Source organism: Paraburkholderia acidicola (genome assembly GCF_002362315.1).
GTDB classification, from domain to species: domain Bacteria; phylum Pseudomonadota; class Gammaproteobacteria; order Burkholderiales; family Burkholderiaceae; genus Paraburkholderia; species Paraburkholderia acidicola.
This window is the reverse complement of record NZ_MTZV01000002.1, coordinates 1,073,301-1,088,472: the sequence shown is the minus strand read 5'-3', so window position 1 is coordinate 1,088,472 and position 15,172 is coordinate 1,073,301. Positions and strand designations below refer to the sequence as shown.

General features: G+C 60.0%; 17 protein-coding genes. 12 read left to right on the top strand and 5 right to left on the bottom strand.

What is annotated here, in order from left to right:
- The first annotated feature begins 9 nt into the window (after nt 1–9).
- On the top strand, nt 10–723 hold the full coding sequence (locus BWP39_RS06940) for a DUF899 family protein (protein WP_096718088.1): 714 nt from the start codon (nt 10–12) through the stop codon (nt 721–723).
- A 15-nt stretch (nt 724–738) separates the two neighbouring features.
- On the opposite strand, the gene BWP39_RS06935 is transcribed toward BWP39_RS06940, so the two are convergent.
- Nucleotides 739–1,638 (bottom strand): LysR family transcriptional regulator, encoded by a 900-nt coding sequence (locus tag BWP39_RS06935; protein ID WP_096718086.1) that lies wholly within the window; start codon nt 1,636–1,638, stop codon nt 739–741.
- A gap of 79 nt (nt 1,639–1,717) precedes the next feature.
- On the opposite strand from BWP39_RS06935, the gene BWP39_RS06930 reads away from it, so the two are divergent.
- The 6 genes from BWP39_RS06930 to BWP39_RS06905 all read left to right on the top strand — a co-directional run bounded on the left by BWP39_RS06930 (nt 1,718) and on the right by BWP39_RS06905 (nt 7,408).
- Nucleotides 1,718–2,404 carry a histidine phosphatase family protein gene (locus tag BWP39_RS06930; protein WP_096718084.1) on the top strand — a complete coding sequence of 229 codons (687 nt, stop codon included), beginning with the start codon at nt 1,718–1,720 and terminating at the stop codon, nt 2,402–2,404.
- Between the two features lie 67 nt (nt 2,405–2,471).
- The gene (locus BWP39_RS06925; RefSeq protein ID WP_096718082.1) at nt 2,472–3,239 is read left to right on the top strand and encodes an SDR family oxidoreductase; all 768 of its coding nucleotides are present in this window, start codon (nt 2,472–2,474) and stop codon (nt 3,237–3,239) included.
- 13 nt (nt 3,240–3,252) lie between these two features.
- Nucleotides 3,253–4,083 carry an SDR family NAD(P)-dependent oxidoreductase gene (locus tag BWP39_RS06920; RefSeq protein ID WP_096718080.1) on the top strand — a complete coding sequence of 277 codons (831 nt, stop codon included), beginning with the start codon at nt 3,253–3,255 and terminating at the stop codon, nt 4,081–4,083.
- 16 nt (nt 4,084–4,099) lie between these two features.
- Nucleotides 4,100–5,173 carry a phosphotransferase gene (locus BWP39_RS06915; protein WP_096718078.1) on the top strand — a complete coding sequence of 358 codons (1,074 nt, stop codon included), beginning with the start codon at nt 4,100–4,102 and terminating at the stop codon, nt 5,171–5,173.
- A gap of 75 nt (nt 5,174–5,248) precedes the next feature.
- Nucleotides 5,249–6,466, top strand: a complete 1,218-nt coding sequence (locus BWP39_RS06910) for an acyl-CoA dehydrogenase family protein (RefSeq protein WP_091011100.1) — start codon at nt 5,249–5,251, stop codon at nt 6,464–6,466.
- Between the two features lie 39 nt (nt 6,467–6,505).
- Nucleotides 6,506–7,408: an alpha/beta fold hydrolase gene (locus BWP39_RS06905; protein ID WP_096718076.1), complete on the top strand. Its 903-nt coding sequence runs from the start codon at nt 6,506–6,508 to the stop codon at nt 7,406–7,408.
- On the opposite strand, the gene BWP39_RS06900 is transcribed toward BWP39_RS06905, so the two are convergent.
- Nucleotides 7,374–8,330 (bottom strand): LysR family transcriptional regulator, encoded by a 957-nt coding sequence (locus BWP39_RS06900; RefSeq protein ID WP_096718074.1) that lies wholly within the window; start codon nt 8,328–8,330, stop codon nt 7,374–7,376. The two genes, BWP39_RS06905 and BWP39_RS06900, sit on opposite strands and share 35 nt — an antisense overlap.
- A gap of 988 nt (nt 8,331–9,318) precedes the next feature.
- On the opposite strand from BWP39_RS06900, the gene BWP39_RS06895 reads away from it, so the two are divergent.
- On the top strand, nt 9,319–10,293 hold the full coding sequence (locus BWP39_RS06895; protein WP_096718629.1) for a hypothetical protein: 975 nt from the start codon (nt 9,319–9,321) through the stop codon (nt 10,291–10,293).
- Nucleotides 10,294–10,406: 113 nt separating this feature from the next.
- Entirely contained in the window at nt 10,407–11,021 is a 615-nt protein-coding gene (locus BWP39_RS06890) for a hypothetical protein (protein ID WP_096718072.1), read from the top strand.
- A gap of 46 nt (nt 11,022–11,067) precedes the next feature.
- On the opposite strand, the gene BWP39_RS06885 is transcribed toward BWP39_RS06890, so the two are convergent.
- A complete protein-coding gene (locus BWP39_RS06885; RefSeq protein ID WP_268877166.1) occupies nt 11,068–11,409 on the bottom strand; it encodes a GNAT family N-acetyltransferase in 342 nt (113 codons plus the stop codon).
- 304 nt (nt 11,410–11,713) lie between these two features.
- Here BWP39_RS06885 and BWP39_RS32060 point away from each other — a divergent pair, with 304 nt between their 5' ends.
- The 3 genes from BWP39_RS32060 to BWP39_RS31440 all read left to right on the top strand — a co-directional run bounded on the left by BWP39_RS32060 (nt 11,714) and on the right by BWP39_RS31440 (nt 13,186).
- Nucleotides 11,714–12,232 carry a PAAR domain-containing protein gene (locus BWP39_RS32060; RefSeq protein ID WP_207556624.1) on the top strand — a complete coding sequence of 173 codons (519 nt, stop codon included), beginning with the start codon at nt 11,714–11,716 and terminating at the stop codon, nt 12,230–12,232.
- Between the two features lie 79 nt (nt 12,233–12,311).
- Nucleotides 12,312–12,839 (top strand): lysozyme family protein, encoded by a 528-nt coding sequence (locus BWP39_RS06875; protein ID WP_170043838.1) that lies wholly within the window; start codon nt 12,312–12,314, stop codon nt 12,837–12,839.
- On the top strand, nt 12,836–13,186 hold the full coding sequence (locus BWP39_RS31440; protein ID WP_133116837.1) for a hypothetical protein: 351 nt from the start codon (nt 12,836–12,838) through the stop codon (nt 13,184–13,186). The genes BWP39_RS06875 and BWP39_RS31440 overlap by 4 nt, the downstream gene beginning before the upstream one ends.
- A 99-nt stretch (nt 13,187–13,285) precedes the next feature.
- Here BWP39_RS31440 and BWP39_RS06870 read toward each other — a convergent pair whose 3' ends face one another.
- Entirely contained in the window at nt 13,286–13,549 is a 264-nt protein-coding gene (locus BWP39_RS06870) for a PAAR domain-containing protein (protein WP_096718066.1), read from the bottom strand.
- A 45-nt stretch (nt 13,550–13,594) separates the two neighbouring features.
- Entirely contained in the window at nt 13,595–15,130 is a 1,536-nt protein-coding gene (locus tag BWP39_RS06865; protein ID WP_096718064.1) for an SEL1-like repeat protein, read from the bottom strand.
- Between the last annotated feature and the right edge of the window lie 42 nt (nt 15,131–15,172).

Sequence of the window (15,172 nt, the reverse complement as noted above, 5' to 3'; positions counted from 1 at the left end):
GAGACTGACATGACGAATGATTCACCCCTCGTCCCCGCTGTCGAACTGGTGAAGCGCAACGGTGTAACGTTCCCGAACGAAAGCGCGGACTATCGTCGCGCGCGCAATGCGCTGCTCGCTGAAGAGATCGAATTGCGCCGGCACATCGAACGGGTTGCGGCGCAGCGTCGCGCGCTTCCGCCAGGCGGGCAGGTGACCGGCAACTATCGGTTCCAGGGCGAGGCAGGCGGCTTGCTCGATCTCGCTGGCCTGTTCGGCGACAAAGAGACGCTGGTCGTCTACAGCTATATGTTTGGTCCGCAACGCGAGCGCCCGTGTCCGATGTGTACGTCGCTACTCGGTGCATGGAACGGCGAAGCGCGCGACATCGGGCAACGCGTGGCGCTTGCGGTGGTGGCGCGTTCACCGATCGAGCGTCTTGTCGCGTTCAAGAAAGAGCGCGGCTGGCGCGATCTCAAGCTGTATTGCGATATCGACGGCCAGTACAGCCGCGACTATTACGGGCTTAACAGCGAGGGTGGCGACGATCCGGCGCTCAACGTGTTCACGCGCCGCGACGGTACGGTGCGCCACTTCTGGAGTGGAGAGATGGGCTCCGACATGGCGGATCCTGGCCAGGATCCGCGTGGTGCGCCCGATCCGATGCCGATCTGGACCATCTTCGATATGACGCCGGAGGGTCGCGGGACTGACTGGTATCCGCGGCTTGAGTATCCGGATTGAAGCAGGCCGCCCGAGCTACACAAACGCATCGACAATCTTCTGCCGGAACCAGGCATTAGCCGGGTCCGCATCCGCGTTCGCATGCCAGTAGAGATAGGCATCGGCGGATGCGCCATCGAGTGGACACGGATGCATTACGTTGTCGAACAGTTCGTTGAGCAGTTGGGCGTAGCGCCCCGGCATCGTCAGCAGCAGGTCGGTCTCGCTCACCACGCGGCAGGCCGCGAAGTAATGCATGCAGCGCAGCCGCACCTGCCGCTGCAAGCCGAGCTTTACCAGTTCCATGTCCTCCATGCCGAGCCCGCGGCGTCGGCTCGTGACAAGCACATGCTGCGCGCCGACATAGGTATCGAGCGTCAGACGCCGGCCTACCTGCGGATGACCGCGCCGGCTTAGTACGACGAGACCGTCGGAGGCGAGGTGGGCGGTGCGCACCGTCTGCGGCACCGGCAACAGCGCGTCGATCGCGGCATCGAAAGTCCCGGCCAGCAGATCGGCCTCCAGCGTGCGGCGATCGTGCTGCGCGGTGGCGACGTCGAGCGACGGGCTCGCATCGACGATCTGTTTCATCACCGGCGGCAACACGACCGCTTCGAGCACATCGCGCACCCCAAGAGAAAAACGCCGCACCGTCGATTCGACATCGAAGCGATCGGTTTCGTGCAGCGTGAGTTCGAGCGTGTGCAGTGCGTCGCGCACGCGCCCGATGATCGAGCGCGTGAACGGCGTCGGCACCATCGCGTGACCGTGCCGTTCGAACAGCGGGTCGCCGAGCAGCTCGCGCAGCCGGTTCAGCGCGTGACTGACCGCCGACTGGCTCAAATTCAACTGATCCGCCGCGCGCGTGATCCCGCCCTGCGCATAGATGCTTTCGAGGACCACGAAGAGATTCAGGTCGGTTTTGGATATATGCATGAAATGGGTTGAAGTGGATTCAATCTATTCATTTGACGCATTCTACCTGCCTCCTTAGTCTGTCGATAGGAGGCGGTACATGGCACAGCTTTTACTTATCAGGCATGGGCAGGCGTCGTTTGGCAGCGACGACTACGACCGCTTGTCCACGCTCGGCTTCGCGCAGGCCGGCACGCTCGGCCGCTGGTTCAGTGCCTGCGCGCTGCCGGTGGACCGCGTGGTGAGCGGCTCGATGCGCCGTCATCGCGAGACGGTCGAAGGCTGGGCGCGGCAGTTGCTCGAACCCGCAAGCGATGTCGTTGTCGCGAGTACCGTCGACGAGCGCTTCGACGAATTCGATCACGAGGATGTGTTGACGGTGTACCAGCGCGCGATCGGTGCGTCCGACATCGACACCGCGCCGGCCGCGTTGCAACGCACGTTCCTCAGTGCCGTGACGCGCTGGACGAGCGGTGAGCATGACGCCGATTACGTGGAGTCGTGGCGGCACTTTCGCGAACGCTGCCTCGATGGCTTCGCCTCGATTACCGACGACACGCAGCCCGCGAAATCGATCGTGCTGTTCACCTCGGGTGGCGTGATCGCGACGATCTGCCAGCACCTGATGCATCTGACCGACGAAGCGATGGGCCGGCTGAACTGGTCGCTTGCGAACACCAGCGTGACGCGCGTGCGGTTTACACGCGGCCGCCGCAGCCTCGATTCGCTGAACTGCACGGCACATTTCGACTGGGCGCGCGATCCGGCGTTGCTCACTTACCGCTAGGCGCTTCCACGCACGGCAATGTGCGGGCGCTTGACCAACACATTCGAACCATTCCAGGAACACGACAATGGACAACACGCTGTTCGATCTGACCGGCCGCGTCGCGCTGGTCACAGGTGCAAGCCGCGGCATCGGCGAGCAGATCGCCATGACGCTCGCCGCGCATGGCGCGCACGTGATTTTGAGCAGCCGCAAGGCGCAAGCATGCGAAGCAGTCGCCGAGCGCATTCGCGCCGCCGGCGGCAAGGCCGATGTCTACGCGTGTCATATCGGCGATCTTGAACAGATCGAAGGGCTGTTCGAGTTTCTCGACAGCCGCGGCCTCGCACTCGATGTCCTCGTCAATAACGCAGCGGCTAATCCGTACTTCGGCCCAACGGTCGACACCACCATCGACGCATTCAACAAAACCGTCGACGTGAACATCCGCGGCTACTTCTTCATGTGCGCGCGTGCAGCGAAACGGATGGCGAAGCAGGGGCGCGGCAGCATCATCAACGTTGCGTCGATCGCGGGCGTCGTGCCGGTTCCGATGATCGGTATCTATTCGATCACCAAGGCTGCGGTGATCTCGATGACGAAGACGTTCGCTGCCGAATGCGGCGCGCAAGGTGTGCGTGTCAACGCACTGCTGCCCGGTCCGACCGCCACCCGCTTTGCGTCTGCGCTAGTCGACGATCCGCAGGCACGCGATGAAGCGCTCAAGCGCATCCCGCTTGGCCGGATCGCCGCGCCCGATGAAATGGCGGGCACCGTGCTGTACCTCGCGTCGGATGCCTCTGCCTTTACGACGGGCGCGTGCATCAACGTCGACGGCGGCTTTCTCGCAACCTGAGGCCCAGCTATCCATGGAAGATCTCAAGAACAAGGTAGCCGTTGTTACGGGTGCGGCGAGCGGCTTCGGCCGCGAACTGGCGATTCTCTGTGCCGCTGAAGGCATGCGGGTCGTGCTCGCCGATATCGACGAAGCCGGTTTGAAGCACACGCATTCGCTGTTGCCCGATGGCGCGCAGGCACTCGAAGTGCATTGCGATGTATCGAAACAGGAATCCGTCGATGCACTCGCGCAAGCGTCTATTGCGCGTTTTGGCGCGGTGCATCTGCTGTTCAACAACGCGGGCGTCGGCACGACCGGTCCGTTGTGGAGCACCACGCTCGACGACTGGCAATGGGTACTCGGTATCAATCTGATGGGTGTTGCGCACGGCATCCGCAGCTTTGTGCCGGGCATGCTGGCGGCGGGCGAACCGTGTCACGTGGTCAATACGGCTTCGGCGGCGGGGCTCGGTGCGTATGAAGGATCGGGTGTCTACTGCGCGAGCAAGTACGGTGTCGTTGCGATCTCCGAATGCCTGTACCACGAACTGCAGACGCATGCGCCGCACGTCGGCGTGTCGGTGCTCTGCCCGGCGTTCGTGAACACCGGTATCGCCGATGCGGAAGACCGCCGGCCCGCCGAATTCGGTGAACGCAATCCCGGTGCCGCGCCGTACGCAGATCGTGCGCGTCAGGCGATCCGCGCAGGGCGGTTGAGCGCGGCCGATATCGCGCGCATCACGCTCGATGGGGTGAAGGCAGGAAAGTTCTACATCCTGACGCACCCGAAGATCAAGGCGTCGATCGAAACGCGGATGCAGGACATTCTGCTCGAACGCACGCCGACTCACGTCGCTGGATAACTTGATCCGTAATCGTATGACCGACGCTCTGCCTCTTGCCGCGACTGTAGACCCCGCACACCGCCTCGATATCGCGGCGCTCGCGACGTATCTTGAGCAACATCTCGACGGCTTTAAAGGGCCGCTCGAATACAGCCGCTTTTCGGGCGGCCAGTCGAACCCGACCTACCTGCTCACCACGCCATCGCGTCGCTATGTGCTGCGCAGAAAACCGGCGGGCCAGTTGCTGCCGTCCGCGCATGCCATCGATCGCGAATACCGCGTGCTATCGGCGTTGCGCGATACGGCAGTGCCGGTGCCGGAGGTGTTCTGCTATTGCAACGACGCGTCGGTGATCGGCTCCGAGTTCTATGTGATGGCCTGTGTGGACGGGCATGTGAACTGGCAAAACCGTTTGCCTGATGCAACGCCCGCGCAACGCAGTGCGATGTTCGACGAACTGAATCGCGTGATGGCCGCGCTGCATACGCTGGACGTGAGCGCACTCGGCCTCGACGATTACGGCGCGAAGGGCAACTATTTCGTGCGGCAGATCAAGCGCTGGACGCATCAGTACCGCGCGTCCGAAACGCAGCGCATCGAATCGATGGAGCGGTTGATCGAATGGCTGCCCGCCCATGTGCCGGCTAGCGAGCGCGTATCGGTCGTGCACGGCGACTTTCGCATCGACAACGTGATCTTCGATCCGGTCGATCCGCGCATCGTCGCCGTGCTGGACTGGGAACTGTCGACGCTCGGCGATCCGCTCGCTGACTTTTCCTATCTGTGTCTTGCATGGCATCTGCCTGCCGATGGCTTTCGCGGCCTCGGCCCGATCGACGATGCGCAGCTGCAGGCGCTCGGCATTCCGCTCGAACGCGATTTCGTCGAGCGCTATTGCGAGCGCACCGGTGTGCCCGCGGTGAGCGAAGCCGAATGGAATTTCTACCTTGCCTACAACCTGTTTCGCGGCGTGGGCATCCTGCAGGGAATCATGAAGCGGGCCATCGATGGCAACGCGAGCAGCCGGCATGCACGCGAAGCCGGCGGACGCGCTGCACAACTCGCCGATGTGGCCTGGCGTTGCGCGGAACGCGCAATGGCTGCCTGACCTGACTACACACACGGCCGACGCACGCTGCGCCAGCCGCGACCACTCAACCTCACCAGACAACGAGAGCAGACGATGAACTTCGAACCTTCCGCAAAAGTGGCCGCACTGCAGCAGCGCGTGTCGGCATTCATGAACGAGTACGTGTACCCGAACGAAGACCGTTACCTTCGCGAAATCGACGAGGGTGACCGCTGGCAGCCGATCGCGTTGATCGAAGAACTGAAGGAACGCGCCAAGGCGGCCGAACTGTGGAACCTGTTCCTGCCCGAATCCGCACACGGCGCAGGTCTGACCAACGCAGAGTACGCGCCGCTGTGCGAGATCATGGGGCGGGTGGTCTGGGCGCCGGAAGTGTTCAACTGCTCGGCACCCGACACCGGCAACATGGAAGTGCTGGCGCGTTACGGCACAGCCGAACAGAAGCGCCAATGGCTCGAACCGCTGCTGCGCGGCGAAATCCGTTCGGCGTTCGCGATGACCGAGCCGCTCGTGGCTTCCTCGGATGCGACGAACATCGAAAGTTCGATCGTGCGCGACGGCGACCACTACGTGATCAATGGACGCAAGTGGTGGACCTCGGGTGCGAGCGATCCGCGCTGCAAGGTGTTTATCTTCATGGGCAAGACCGACCCGCAGGCACCGCGCCATCGTCAGCAGGCGATGATCCTCGTGCCGCGCGACACCCCCGGTGTCACCGTGGTGCGGCCGCTGCCGGTGTTCGGCTTCGACGACGCGCCACACGGTCATGCTGAAGTGCTGTTCGAGAACGTACGTGTACCCGCCGACAACATGTTGCTCGGCGAAGGACGCGGCTTCGAGATCGCACAAGGGCGCCTCGGACCGGGCCGGATTCACCACTGCATGCGGCTGGTCGGGCTCGCCGAGCGCGCGCTCGAAGTGATGTGCAAGCGCAGTCTCTCGCGGGTCGCGTTTGGACGTGCGGTCGCGGAGCAGAGCATCACGCTGCAGCGCATTGCGGATGCGCGCATCCTGATCGACGAGACACGCTTCCTCGTGCTGAACGCCGCACACCGCATGGACACGGTCGGCAACAAGGTCGCGACGCGCGAGATTGCGATGATCAAGGTCGCGGCGCCGAACATGGCGTGCCAGGTGATCGACTGGGCGATCCAGGCGTGCGGCGGCTTCGGCATGCAGGACCGTTTCCTCGCGCATGGCTATGCGACGGCACGGTCGCTGCGCATCGCGGACGGTCCCGACGAAGTGCACCGCAACCAGATCGGCAAACTGGAACTCGACAAGTACCGCGTGCGCGAGGATGCTGTCTGATTCTTGCGCCATGACCGGCCACTACTAGAAGGAGCACGTATGACGCAGCGACCGTGGATCGATTCACTCGAACATCACTTTGCCGACGTGAACGGCACGACGCTGCATTACGTGAGCGCGGGCGAGGGGCCGACGCTGCTCTTCATCCACGGCTTTCCGGAGTTCTGGTTCGGCTGGGAGGCGCAGCTGCGCGCGCTGTCGGAGAGCTACCGCGTTGTCGCAGTCGACATGCGCGGCTACAACCTCTCCGGAAAATCGCCGGATGTTGCCTCGTACCGGTCGCGCGTGCTGGTCGAAGACCTGCAGCAGTTCATCGCGCACCTCGATGCGGGACCGATCTTCGTCGTGGCTCACGACTGGGGCGGCGTGATCGCATGGGACCACGCTGCGCGGCATCCGCAACAGGTGCGCAAGCTTGTCATCATCAATGCGCCGCATCCGTGTCTGATGTACCGCGAATTGAAGGAAAACGCGACGCAGCGCAAGGCGAGTGAGTATGTGCTCGTGTTTCGCCAGGAACGCGCCGAGGCATTACTGTCGGAAAACCGCTATGCGCGGCTACAGCGGATGTTCGATACGTGGGGGATCGATGGTCGCGAGGTGAGCGACGCGACACGCGACGCTTACGTCGAAGCGTGGTCGCAACCGGGTGCGCTGACCGGCAGCCTGAACTGGTATCGCGCGACGCCTCTGCATGCGCCGGGTCCGGACGACGCGGGTATCGATGGCTTTGAGATGAAGCCCGGCAACCATCACGTCGATGTGCCGACGCTCGTGATCTGGGGCACGCAGGACACGGCGCTATTGCCGGGGCTGCTGAACGGGCTCGATGAGTACGTGCCGGATCTGCGCATCGAACGAATCGAAGAAGGGTCGCACTGGGTGCATCACGAGTTCCCCGATCGCGTCAATGCACAGCTGCGTGCGTTTCTGCGCGACTGAGATTTGCCGTCGTTCCATTTATCGCCGACGGCGCCGCTGTGAGCGCTTTAACGTGATCGCGCAACCAGCGGTGCGCCGGATCGGTATCCATACGGCGATGCCACGCGAAGGCGACCGGGATCTCCGGCGTATCGAACGGTAGATCGAACACGGCGATGGCGAGCTGCAGGCGCTCGGCCCGGCGCGCCAGGTCGTCGCCGACCACCGCTACCAGATCGCTGTTTGCCGCGGCCAGCAGGGCCGCATTTGCGTGTTGCACGGCGAGCGCGATCGAGCGGGTCAGACCGAGTTGGGCTAACGCGGCATCGACGGGACCCGGCGTGCGGCCCCGGCGCGTAAATGAAATATGCCCCGCTGCGGCGAATTTCTGCGCCGTGATCGAACCCGCGAGCATGGGATGATCTGCCCGCACCACACCGACCAGATGCTCGACGTAGAGCGTCTCGGAACGAATCTCCGGCGCCACGTCGCCGAGCACACCGATCTCGAGATCCACCTCGCCGTCGCGCAGCGTGTCGACGGTGTCTTCGCCGTGCGTGACGAATTGCAGCGTGACGTTCGGCGCTTCGGCGCGAATCCGCTCGGCGAGCCGCGGCCCGATCGTTGCCGCGGTGGCATCGGTTGCGCGCAGCGTGAACACGCGGTTGAGCTGCGTGAAGTCGGCCGCGGTCGGGACCAGCATGCGCCGCGCTTCTTCGAGCAACGCGCGCACTTGCGGCCGCAGTTCTTCTGCGCGCGGCGTCGGCACGAGCCGGCTGCCGGCGCGAACCAGCACAGGGTCGCCGACCATCTCGCGAATCCGGCTCAGCGTGCGGCTCATGGCGGGCGGGCTGAGATGGACTCGCGCTGCTGCTGCGACGACGCTTCCTTCTTCGAGGAGGACATCGAGAGCCTGTAACAGGTTGAGATCCAGTGAGTGCATGAGGCAATCCTGCGCAAAGGTCGGTGCTGCAGATGCTGAGGCCGCGGTGGCTTCCGCGGCAGGCGACACAGCCGTGAAGCACGGTGTGCGTTCATTTTTTACAGGGCGTCGGGCCCTGCGTTCAACTGGTTGGTGTTTTCATTTTGCTCAGGTGCCCCGTCAGCGGAACGATGTCGCCTTACTTTGAGTGGTAAGGTCCCAGCCGTTTCCCGGCTTCTGCCGATATTCCCGAAATAACGAACTGAAATTATTTAACCCCGGCCGCAAATGTGACTCACCAGAAGAATTAGTCCAGATTGCTTTGTTTCAGGTCACAATCCTGGCGTGTTTTGATGCGATAAGCAAGACCATCTAGCGACGTTTTATAAAATATAAGTGACACCGGCGCCCGATGACGGGTTGCAGCGAGGGGAATGAGTTATTCAAGTAATCGCACTGGCGATGTTCATGCTCCTTCGCTACCGTGCGATCTGTAGATAAAGCGGTCGATTTTACGTGCCTGCTTTGAGCCTGCGCTGGGATCGGCTCGTGAAAGCACGCTGGACGTGGCTTCCGGGCTTGGCGCGTGAGCAACGTGAAGGCGCCCGGAAGCCATGACTGACAAGGCTCGACGCAGCCGGCTGTCCTGGAAGATGAGAAATGAGACTAATCGTTCTAGTTTATTGCAGGTGCCTGCAATGAAGGTCTCGTCCCGATCCCGTCAACTGAGATTCCAGATTCCCGGAAATTTCTACATCTGTATCAAATAAAGTTAGATTTAGGCGCTCATCAGGTTTTTGAAAATATTGGATCGATGGTCGTTATTGTTTTCAGATTCATCTTGAGACAGGCGGACGAGTCATCAATGTCATCGTTGAAACTTCGTCGGATGTGGGATTGTTAATTTTTTACCGGTAGTACGTCGACACCGCCGATGCCGGGTTTGCGGATCCTGCTTCCTGGCAAAGGCGTTCGGAACGAACAGGCTAATTACAACTTGGGGAAAAAGATGAATCCAAAGATCGTTGTGGTTGCAGCATGTCTGGCGCTGGCCGCCTGCGGGGGCGATGGCGTCAGTGACGGCTCAGGTTCGGGCAGCAGTCATACGGGAGGTGGCACGTCTGGCACCGGCACGTCGGGAACCGGCGGCACCGGCCCGACATCGGGCAACGGGTCTGTACGGACGATGACGTATGAAGCGCTGGCGGCTCCCAGCGACGCAACCTCGTTCCTCGCCCAGCTGAATGCGGAAGGCGCGAGGGGCTACCGCTATATCGTCGAGCAGGGCTTTTCGGGTGCCGTCACGAATGTCTTCATCAACGACGGTGCCAACACGTATAGCTACGAGTTCCAGAGCGCTGACAACACGCAGGCGGGTTTTCTTGCGCAGGCAAACCAGGAAGGTGCGAAGGGTTTTCGTTATGACGGCCCGGCGAGTTTTGGCAGTCTCTATCGTCACCAGGGCAATTCGTCTGCGACGTATACTTACGCCGCGGCAGCCCAGCCGACGAGTTCGGCTGCTTTCCTGACTCAGGCCAATGCGCAAGGCCAGAACGGATACTGGTACTACGGGCCGATCCAGCTGAATTCGGCGTTGACATCGCTCTATATCAAGGACAATTCGTCGGCTTCGACCTACACGTACGATGCCGTGACTCCACCGCAGAGCATCGGCGACTTCGTCACGCAGGCTAACAATGAAGGCGCGAAAGGTTATCGCTTCAAAGGGCCCCTGGGTTTCGGTACTGACGCGGCGGCGGTTTACGTGAAGGATCAGACGCAATCGCCGACGTTCACCTATCAGTCGCAGGCTTCACAGACGACGAGCGCCGCATTCATCCAGCAGGCGAATGCGCAGGGTGCGCAGAGCGAAGCGTACCTCGGTGACCTTGCGTTCGCCTCGACGCCTTCGTCGCTGTACTTCCTCGCTACCGGGTGCACGGGTTTTCTGTGCTCTTCGCTTAATACGTTCACTCAGAACTAGGCGGTTGCAGGCGGTGAATCGGCAACCACACGCCAACCACTCGCCAGTCTCGCGAACTGATTCAGTCAGATCGCGAGACTGGCGTCGTGTCGTTTAAACAGGGAGAAGCGATCATGCAGCGGACTTTGGCGCTCAAGCGGCGGCGGCTGATTGTCGGTGGTGTTGCGCTGGTATCGATGGCGAATTTCCGTTTTGTCGCTGCGCAAACGGCTGGGCGGGCTGCGTTTCACTTCAATGGGGCAGACTACTTCTTCCGCTGGAGCAACGACACGCTGTTTGAATTCACGCCGCCGGGGCAGACGAATCTCGACACGTGGACCGACATGGTGTCGGTCGTTGTCTTTCGCGGTGTGAAGACAGCGGATGATCTTGCCGGTGCCGCGAACTCGCTGCTCGATTCCACTAAATCGAAAGGCGCGGTGCTGAAGACCCGTTCAGTTCCGAGGACACCGGATCGTCCCGCCGAGCATTTCATCGCATCGATGATGGCGGGACCCGGTGTGGTCGAAGGCGTCTTTACGCGCTTCGTGCTGATGGATGGAATGGGCTATACGCTGATCTTCTCTCATCGGTTCTATGGCGAGGACCTGCATAAAGCCGCCCAGTTGCTCGGTGACTGGGAGAACGCGCATGGCGCGGATACGGAGAAGGCGTTGATGAGTTTTGCGCCGGTGCCGGGGGTGGGGGTGCTTGAGAAGTGGAGGGCGGTGGGTCCGTCGAAGGATTAGTGGAAGTGCCTGGCAGGCAGGAGCGAAGACCGCAAAGGTAAATCGCTCAAGATGCGATCAGCTTGACGAATACAAGCTCTGAATCTCCAACCTCGAGATTCTCGATGCGACCGCTCTCGATATAACCCAGGCGGTCCAGAAGACCACGCACGGGCATGTTCGACGCGTTCGTCGATGTAAAAACCTTGCTCCCGCAACATTGAGCTTCGAGCGCTTTGATAAGGGCCGTGGCGACACCTCGGCGTCGGACGTTTTCCTTTACCACTACGAGTGCGATGGAATTCTGTTCGAAGAAGGAGTGGTTCAAGATGCCGTAACCGAGCAGCAATGCTTGATCGTCTACACCTGTGGCGATCCAGCAATGTCCCGCCATGATTGCCTGTTCTATGAATGTCTTTCGACCTTCATCTCGCGGGGCTATCGGATCCAGTTGCGCCAGTTGGGCGATCCCGGCGCTGTTGGCAACTCTGGTATCCCGAACTCCCTTGCAGCGGTTTTCGCGAAGTCATCGGGATTCGAAAACGTGCTACGGAGTCTCTGCAATCGGTGCCAGGTACCACGTTACTACTTTAGCGCCGCCCTGAAGGTCGGCGTTGTCAATTGTTTACAGATGGCGATGTCAGCGGTGCTAGCGTGATGTGATGGGAGGGCGGGGTAGCCGTTCCCTGATAACGCATCCGTTAGAGGTTTAAATGGACCGACTTGTTGCAAAGGGTGACCGCACGTCGACGGGCGGCTGGGTCATTAGTGCGAGTTCTATGATGTTCGATGGGGGTAAGCAAATTGCCTCGAAGGGCGATCATGCGACCTGTGGCAAGTGCGAAGGATCTTTCCAGATTTATGGCACGGCTACCACATGGCTTGACGGAGGGACGCCAATGGTCAAGGACCGTGACCGCGTGATGTGTCCGTGCGGGCAAAACTATGTGCTGGCTGGTCCGGGCGTCGCACTCTTTATTGGCGACAGGGCTGACTCTAGACAATCGAGCGCTTCGATTCGATCCACCGCTGAAGGTAGCGCTCAAGTATCGGCGTTGTTCAACGATCGCTTTCAACTTGTTTCTGGCGATACCGAGGCGCCGTTAGCCGGCATTGAATATGCAATTGTTCGCGAGAGCGGAGCGATCGAACATGGCACGACTGACGCGAACGGATGCACGCACCTGTTATCGTCGACCGAATCTTCCGAAATTGTCGAAATTTTCATGTGAAAATGGCTAAAACCGAAACCGTAAAATCATCTAGCGGTAAGATCCTCAAGAGTGCGGGGAAAAAACCACCACGCCAAAAATGAACTCAAAGGCAAAAATAGTATTTGATGCTGACTATCAAGCATCCCGTCTTGCTGAGGGCAAAATTTATCTAAAACAACCTAACATGCAGGCCTTTTTAAAGGCGATCGGGGATGCGGAAGGCGCAGATTATAATCTGAAATATGGCGGCGTTAAGGGAAAGGTTCACGATAAATATTCTTTTGCCGACTTCTCGACACACCCAGGAGCGGGGTACGGTGGAAAAGCAACCCCCGCCGGGATGTATCAGATTACAAACGGGACGTGGGCAGATATCGGATCGAGAATCGGGTTGACGGATTTTTCACCGGATACCCAGGATTTAATGGCTGTCGAAATTCTTAGAATTATAAATTCGGCCGATGACATAGTTGCGGGAAATATTACCTCCGCATTGTTATCTGCATCACGCCGCTGGGCCGCCCTCCCCAAAGGCCCAGGCTTACCAAGCCGCTACAATCAACCGTATATGGAATATGAGCAATTCATAGCAAAGTATCATTCCTATGGTGGATTAGGGAAATGAGAAAACTAGCTTGGGCTGTTCTTCTTGCATGTGTCCCGATTCTGGCATATGCGTATATTATAAAAAACGGGATGACTCTTGCCGCGGCACGGTCAAGCCTATTTCATGATGGATGGAAGCCCATCGTCACAAAAAAATTGAATGCAAGAGATTCAGGTAACGAATTGATCGGGATTGAAAAAACGATAAGACGTGAAGGATTTAACGAACTGGAAGCTTGTGCAGTCGACAGATCACAATGTATTTTTAATTATAAAAAAGGTAAAAAATGTATCAGAATAGTGACCCAAGGTGAAGACATCAGCAGGCTGATGGTTCTATCGTGGACCAACGATTGCCCCGATTAGGCGCGCGTTGTGTAGGTGGTTTGAAAAGAACAGAATTATGATTGAATTGGTCAACCGGATTATTTGGAAACGATACCCCACCTGTCGGCATTACTTCGATCAAGGCATGGACATCGTCGCAGCACGACTAACCAGCGTACAGCCGCACGTCGCAGGGTGCCCATGCAATGCCGCCTGACCGCCGTTGAACAGACTGCTTTCGTCGCCTTCCGCAATAGTCTGAGCGCCGTGTTCGCTGCACACGACCGTATCGCCCTTACGCGCAATCGGGCTGCCGTCGACGAGGTCCGTGTTCGAACCTGCCGTCACGGTCCCACCATATGGGGCCAGCGTATCGCCCACCACAATGACCTGACGAACCATTTATCCCTCTCATCGAGTTGCGGTTGTTGTTTGCCCGCCGTCCGCTTACAGACCGATCGCGTAGATGCCAGGCATCCCCGTCTCCACGTTCGGGCTGCCCAGCCACGTCCAGTGAAGATCTGTTGCTGCGATGTCGACAAAGTGTGCGGTGGGGCTGGGGAAAACCTGGCCCTTCTCGACGAAGACCTGCCGGTCCCAGCGGTTAACCAGCACGGCCTTCGGGTGGTCTTCAGCCACGCGACCTTCCCATATTCCCGTCTTCGGACAGCGTCGATCCCCGGTGCAATGCAACGTTGATGGCGGTGGCGATATTTCTCGCAGCATCCTTGCGCGGATCAGGTTCGCCATGAAGTCCGCGCGCTGTGGCGGCAGCGGGTGTGCTTCGCCCAGGTAATGCCATTGCACCCGGTCTGGCGACAGCCAGTCGTATGCGGCCGGTTCGAATCGTTCGCCAGCGTCGTAGCGTTCGGGCAGTCCGGCGCGAGCGATCAGGCGCACATCCGGTTCCAGCGACGTACCGTGCAACGCGAGCCAGTAGCCCGTTTTCGGTACCCATTGATCGCCAGTGACCGCGAGCGTGCTGCTGTCGAGCGTAGCGACCGCATGGCCGTCCGGGATGAACGAGCGCCCCTCCTGCATGCTGCTTTTTAGTGGCGTAACCGGCAGGGTCACCGGTTTCGCGGCGTCGATCAGCGTGGTTACATTGCCATCCCATTTCGGAAGCGGAGCAGGCGGCAAGGGCAGAACCTTGTCGAGGTTCGGCAGTTTCAGACGTCCCTGATAGTGCTCGAGGACGTCTCCAATCTTGCTGTAACGCTCGGCGCGTGCCTTGTCGATCGCGGGAACCAGACCGGTACCGTCCGTGAGATACATGCCGTTAAATTCGACCGACAACTTGTTCGCGCATTTGTCGCAGCCGAGCTTCACGCCTTCGTGAAGCACGCGCAGGGCGCGAAGTTTGTCTTCCGGGGTATTCGAGCGCTTGTAGATGAATCCAAGCTTGTAGGCCGCCGGCCCATAGCCTTGGGCGACCGCGCATTCCAGCATCGGGATCGCGACGGGAAGGTTTCCCCAAAACTCGCCGTCCGGATCGTCATACGTGCCAGCGAGTTTTTCTCCGAGGAAGGTCATCGCCGATGGACTGCCCATGTCAGCGGCACGTTGAAAAAACGCGTAGGCGCTGGTTGCGTCGCCACCCTTGATCATTCCATTCTGGTGATAGGTACCCATCATGTCATAGGCATCGGGTACGCCTGCCTGCATCGCTTTCTCGACCCAGCCGATCGCTACTTCAGGATCGTGCTGCGGCACGCCTGGGTAGTTGCTCAGGATAAGTGAGGCGAGATTGAGCATGGCTTTCCAGTGACCGCGGTCGGCGGCCTGGACGTAGAGCGCGTAAATCTTTGCGTAGTCCCGCTTCTGGTAGTACACATCGGGATCGTCGAGTGCGAGGGCCTGCTGGAACCATAGCTCCGCCTGCGGATCAACCGGCGGCACATGCTCGCTCTGGTAGAGGCACGTGAAACCCTTTCGATGTGGGTCGAGCAGCGGCAGTTTTTGATTGCGTGGAAGATCAGACATGGCGACGGTAAGCCTGGTAGTGAGCGAGGGTAACGATCCGGC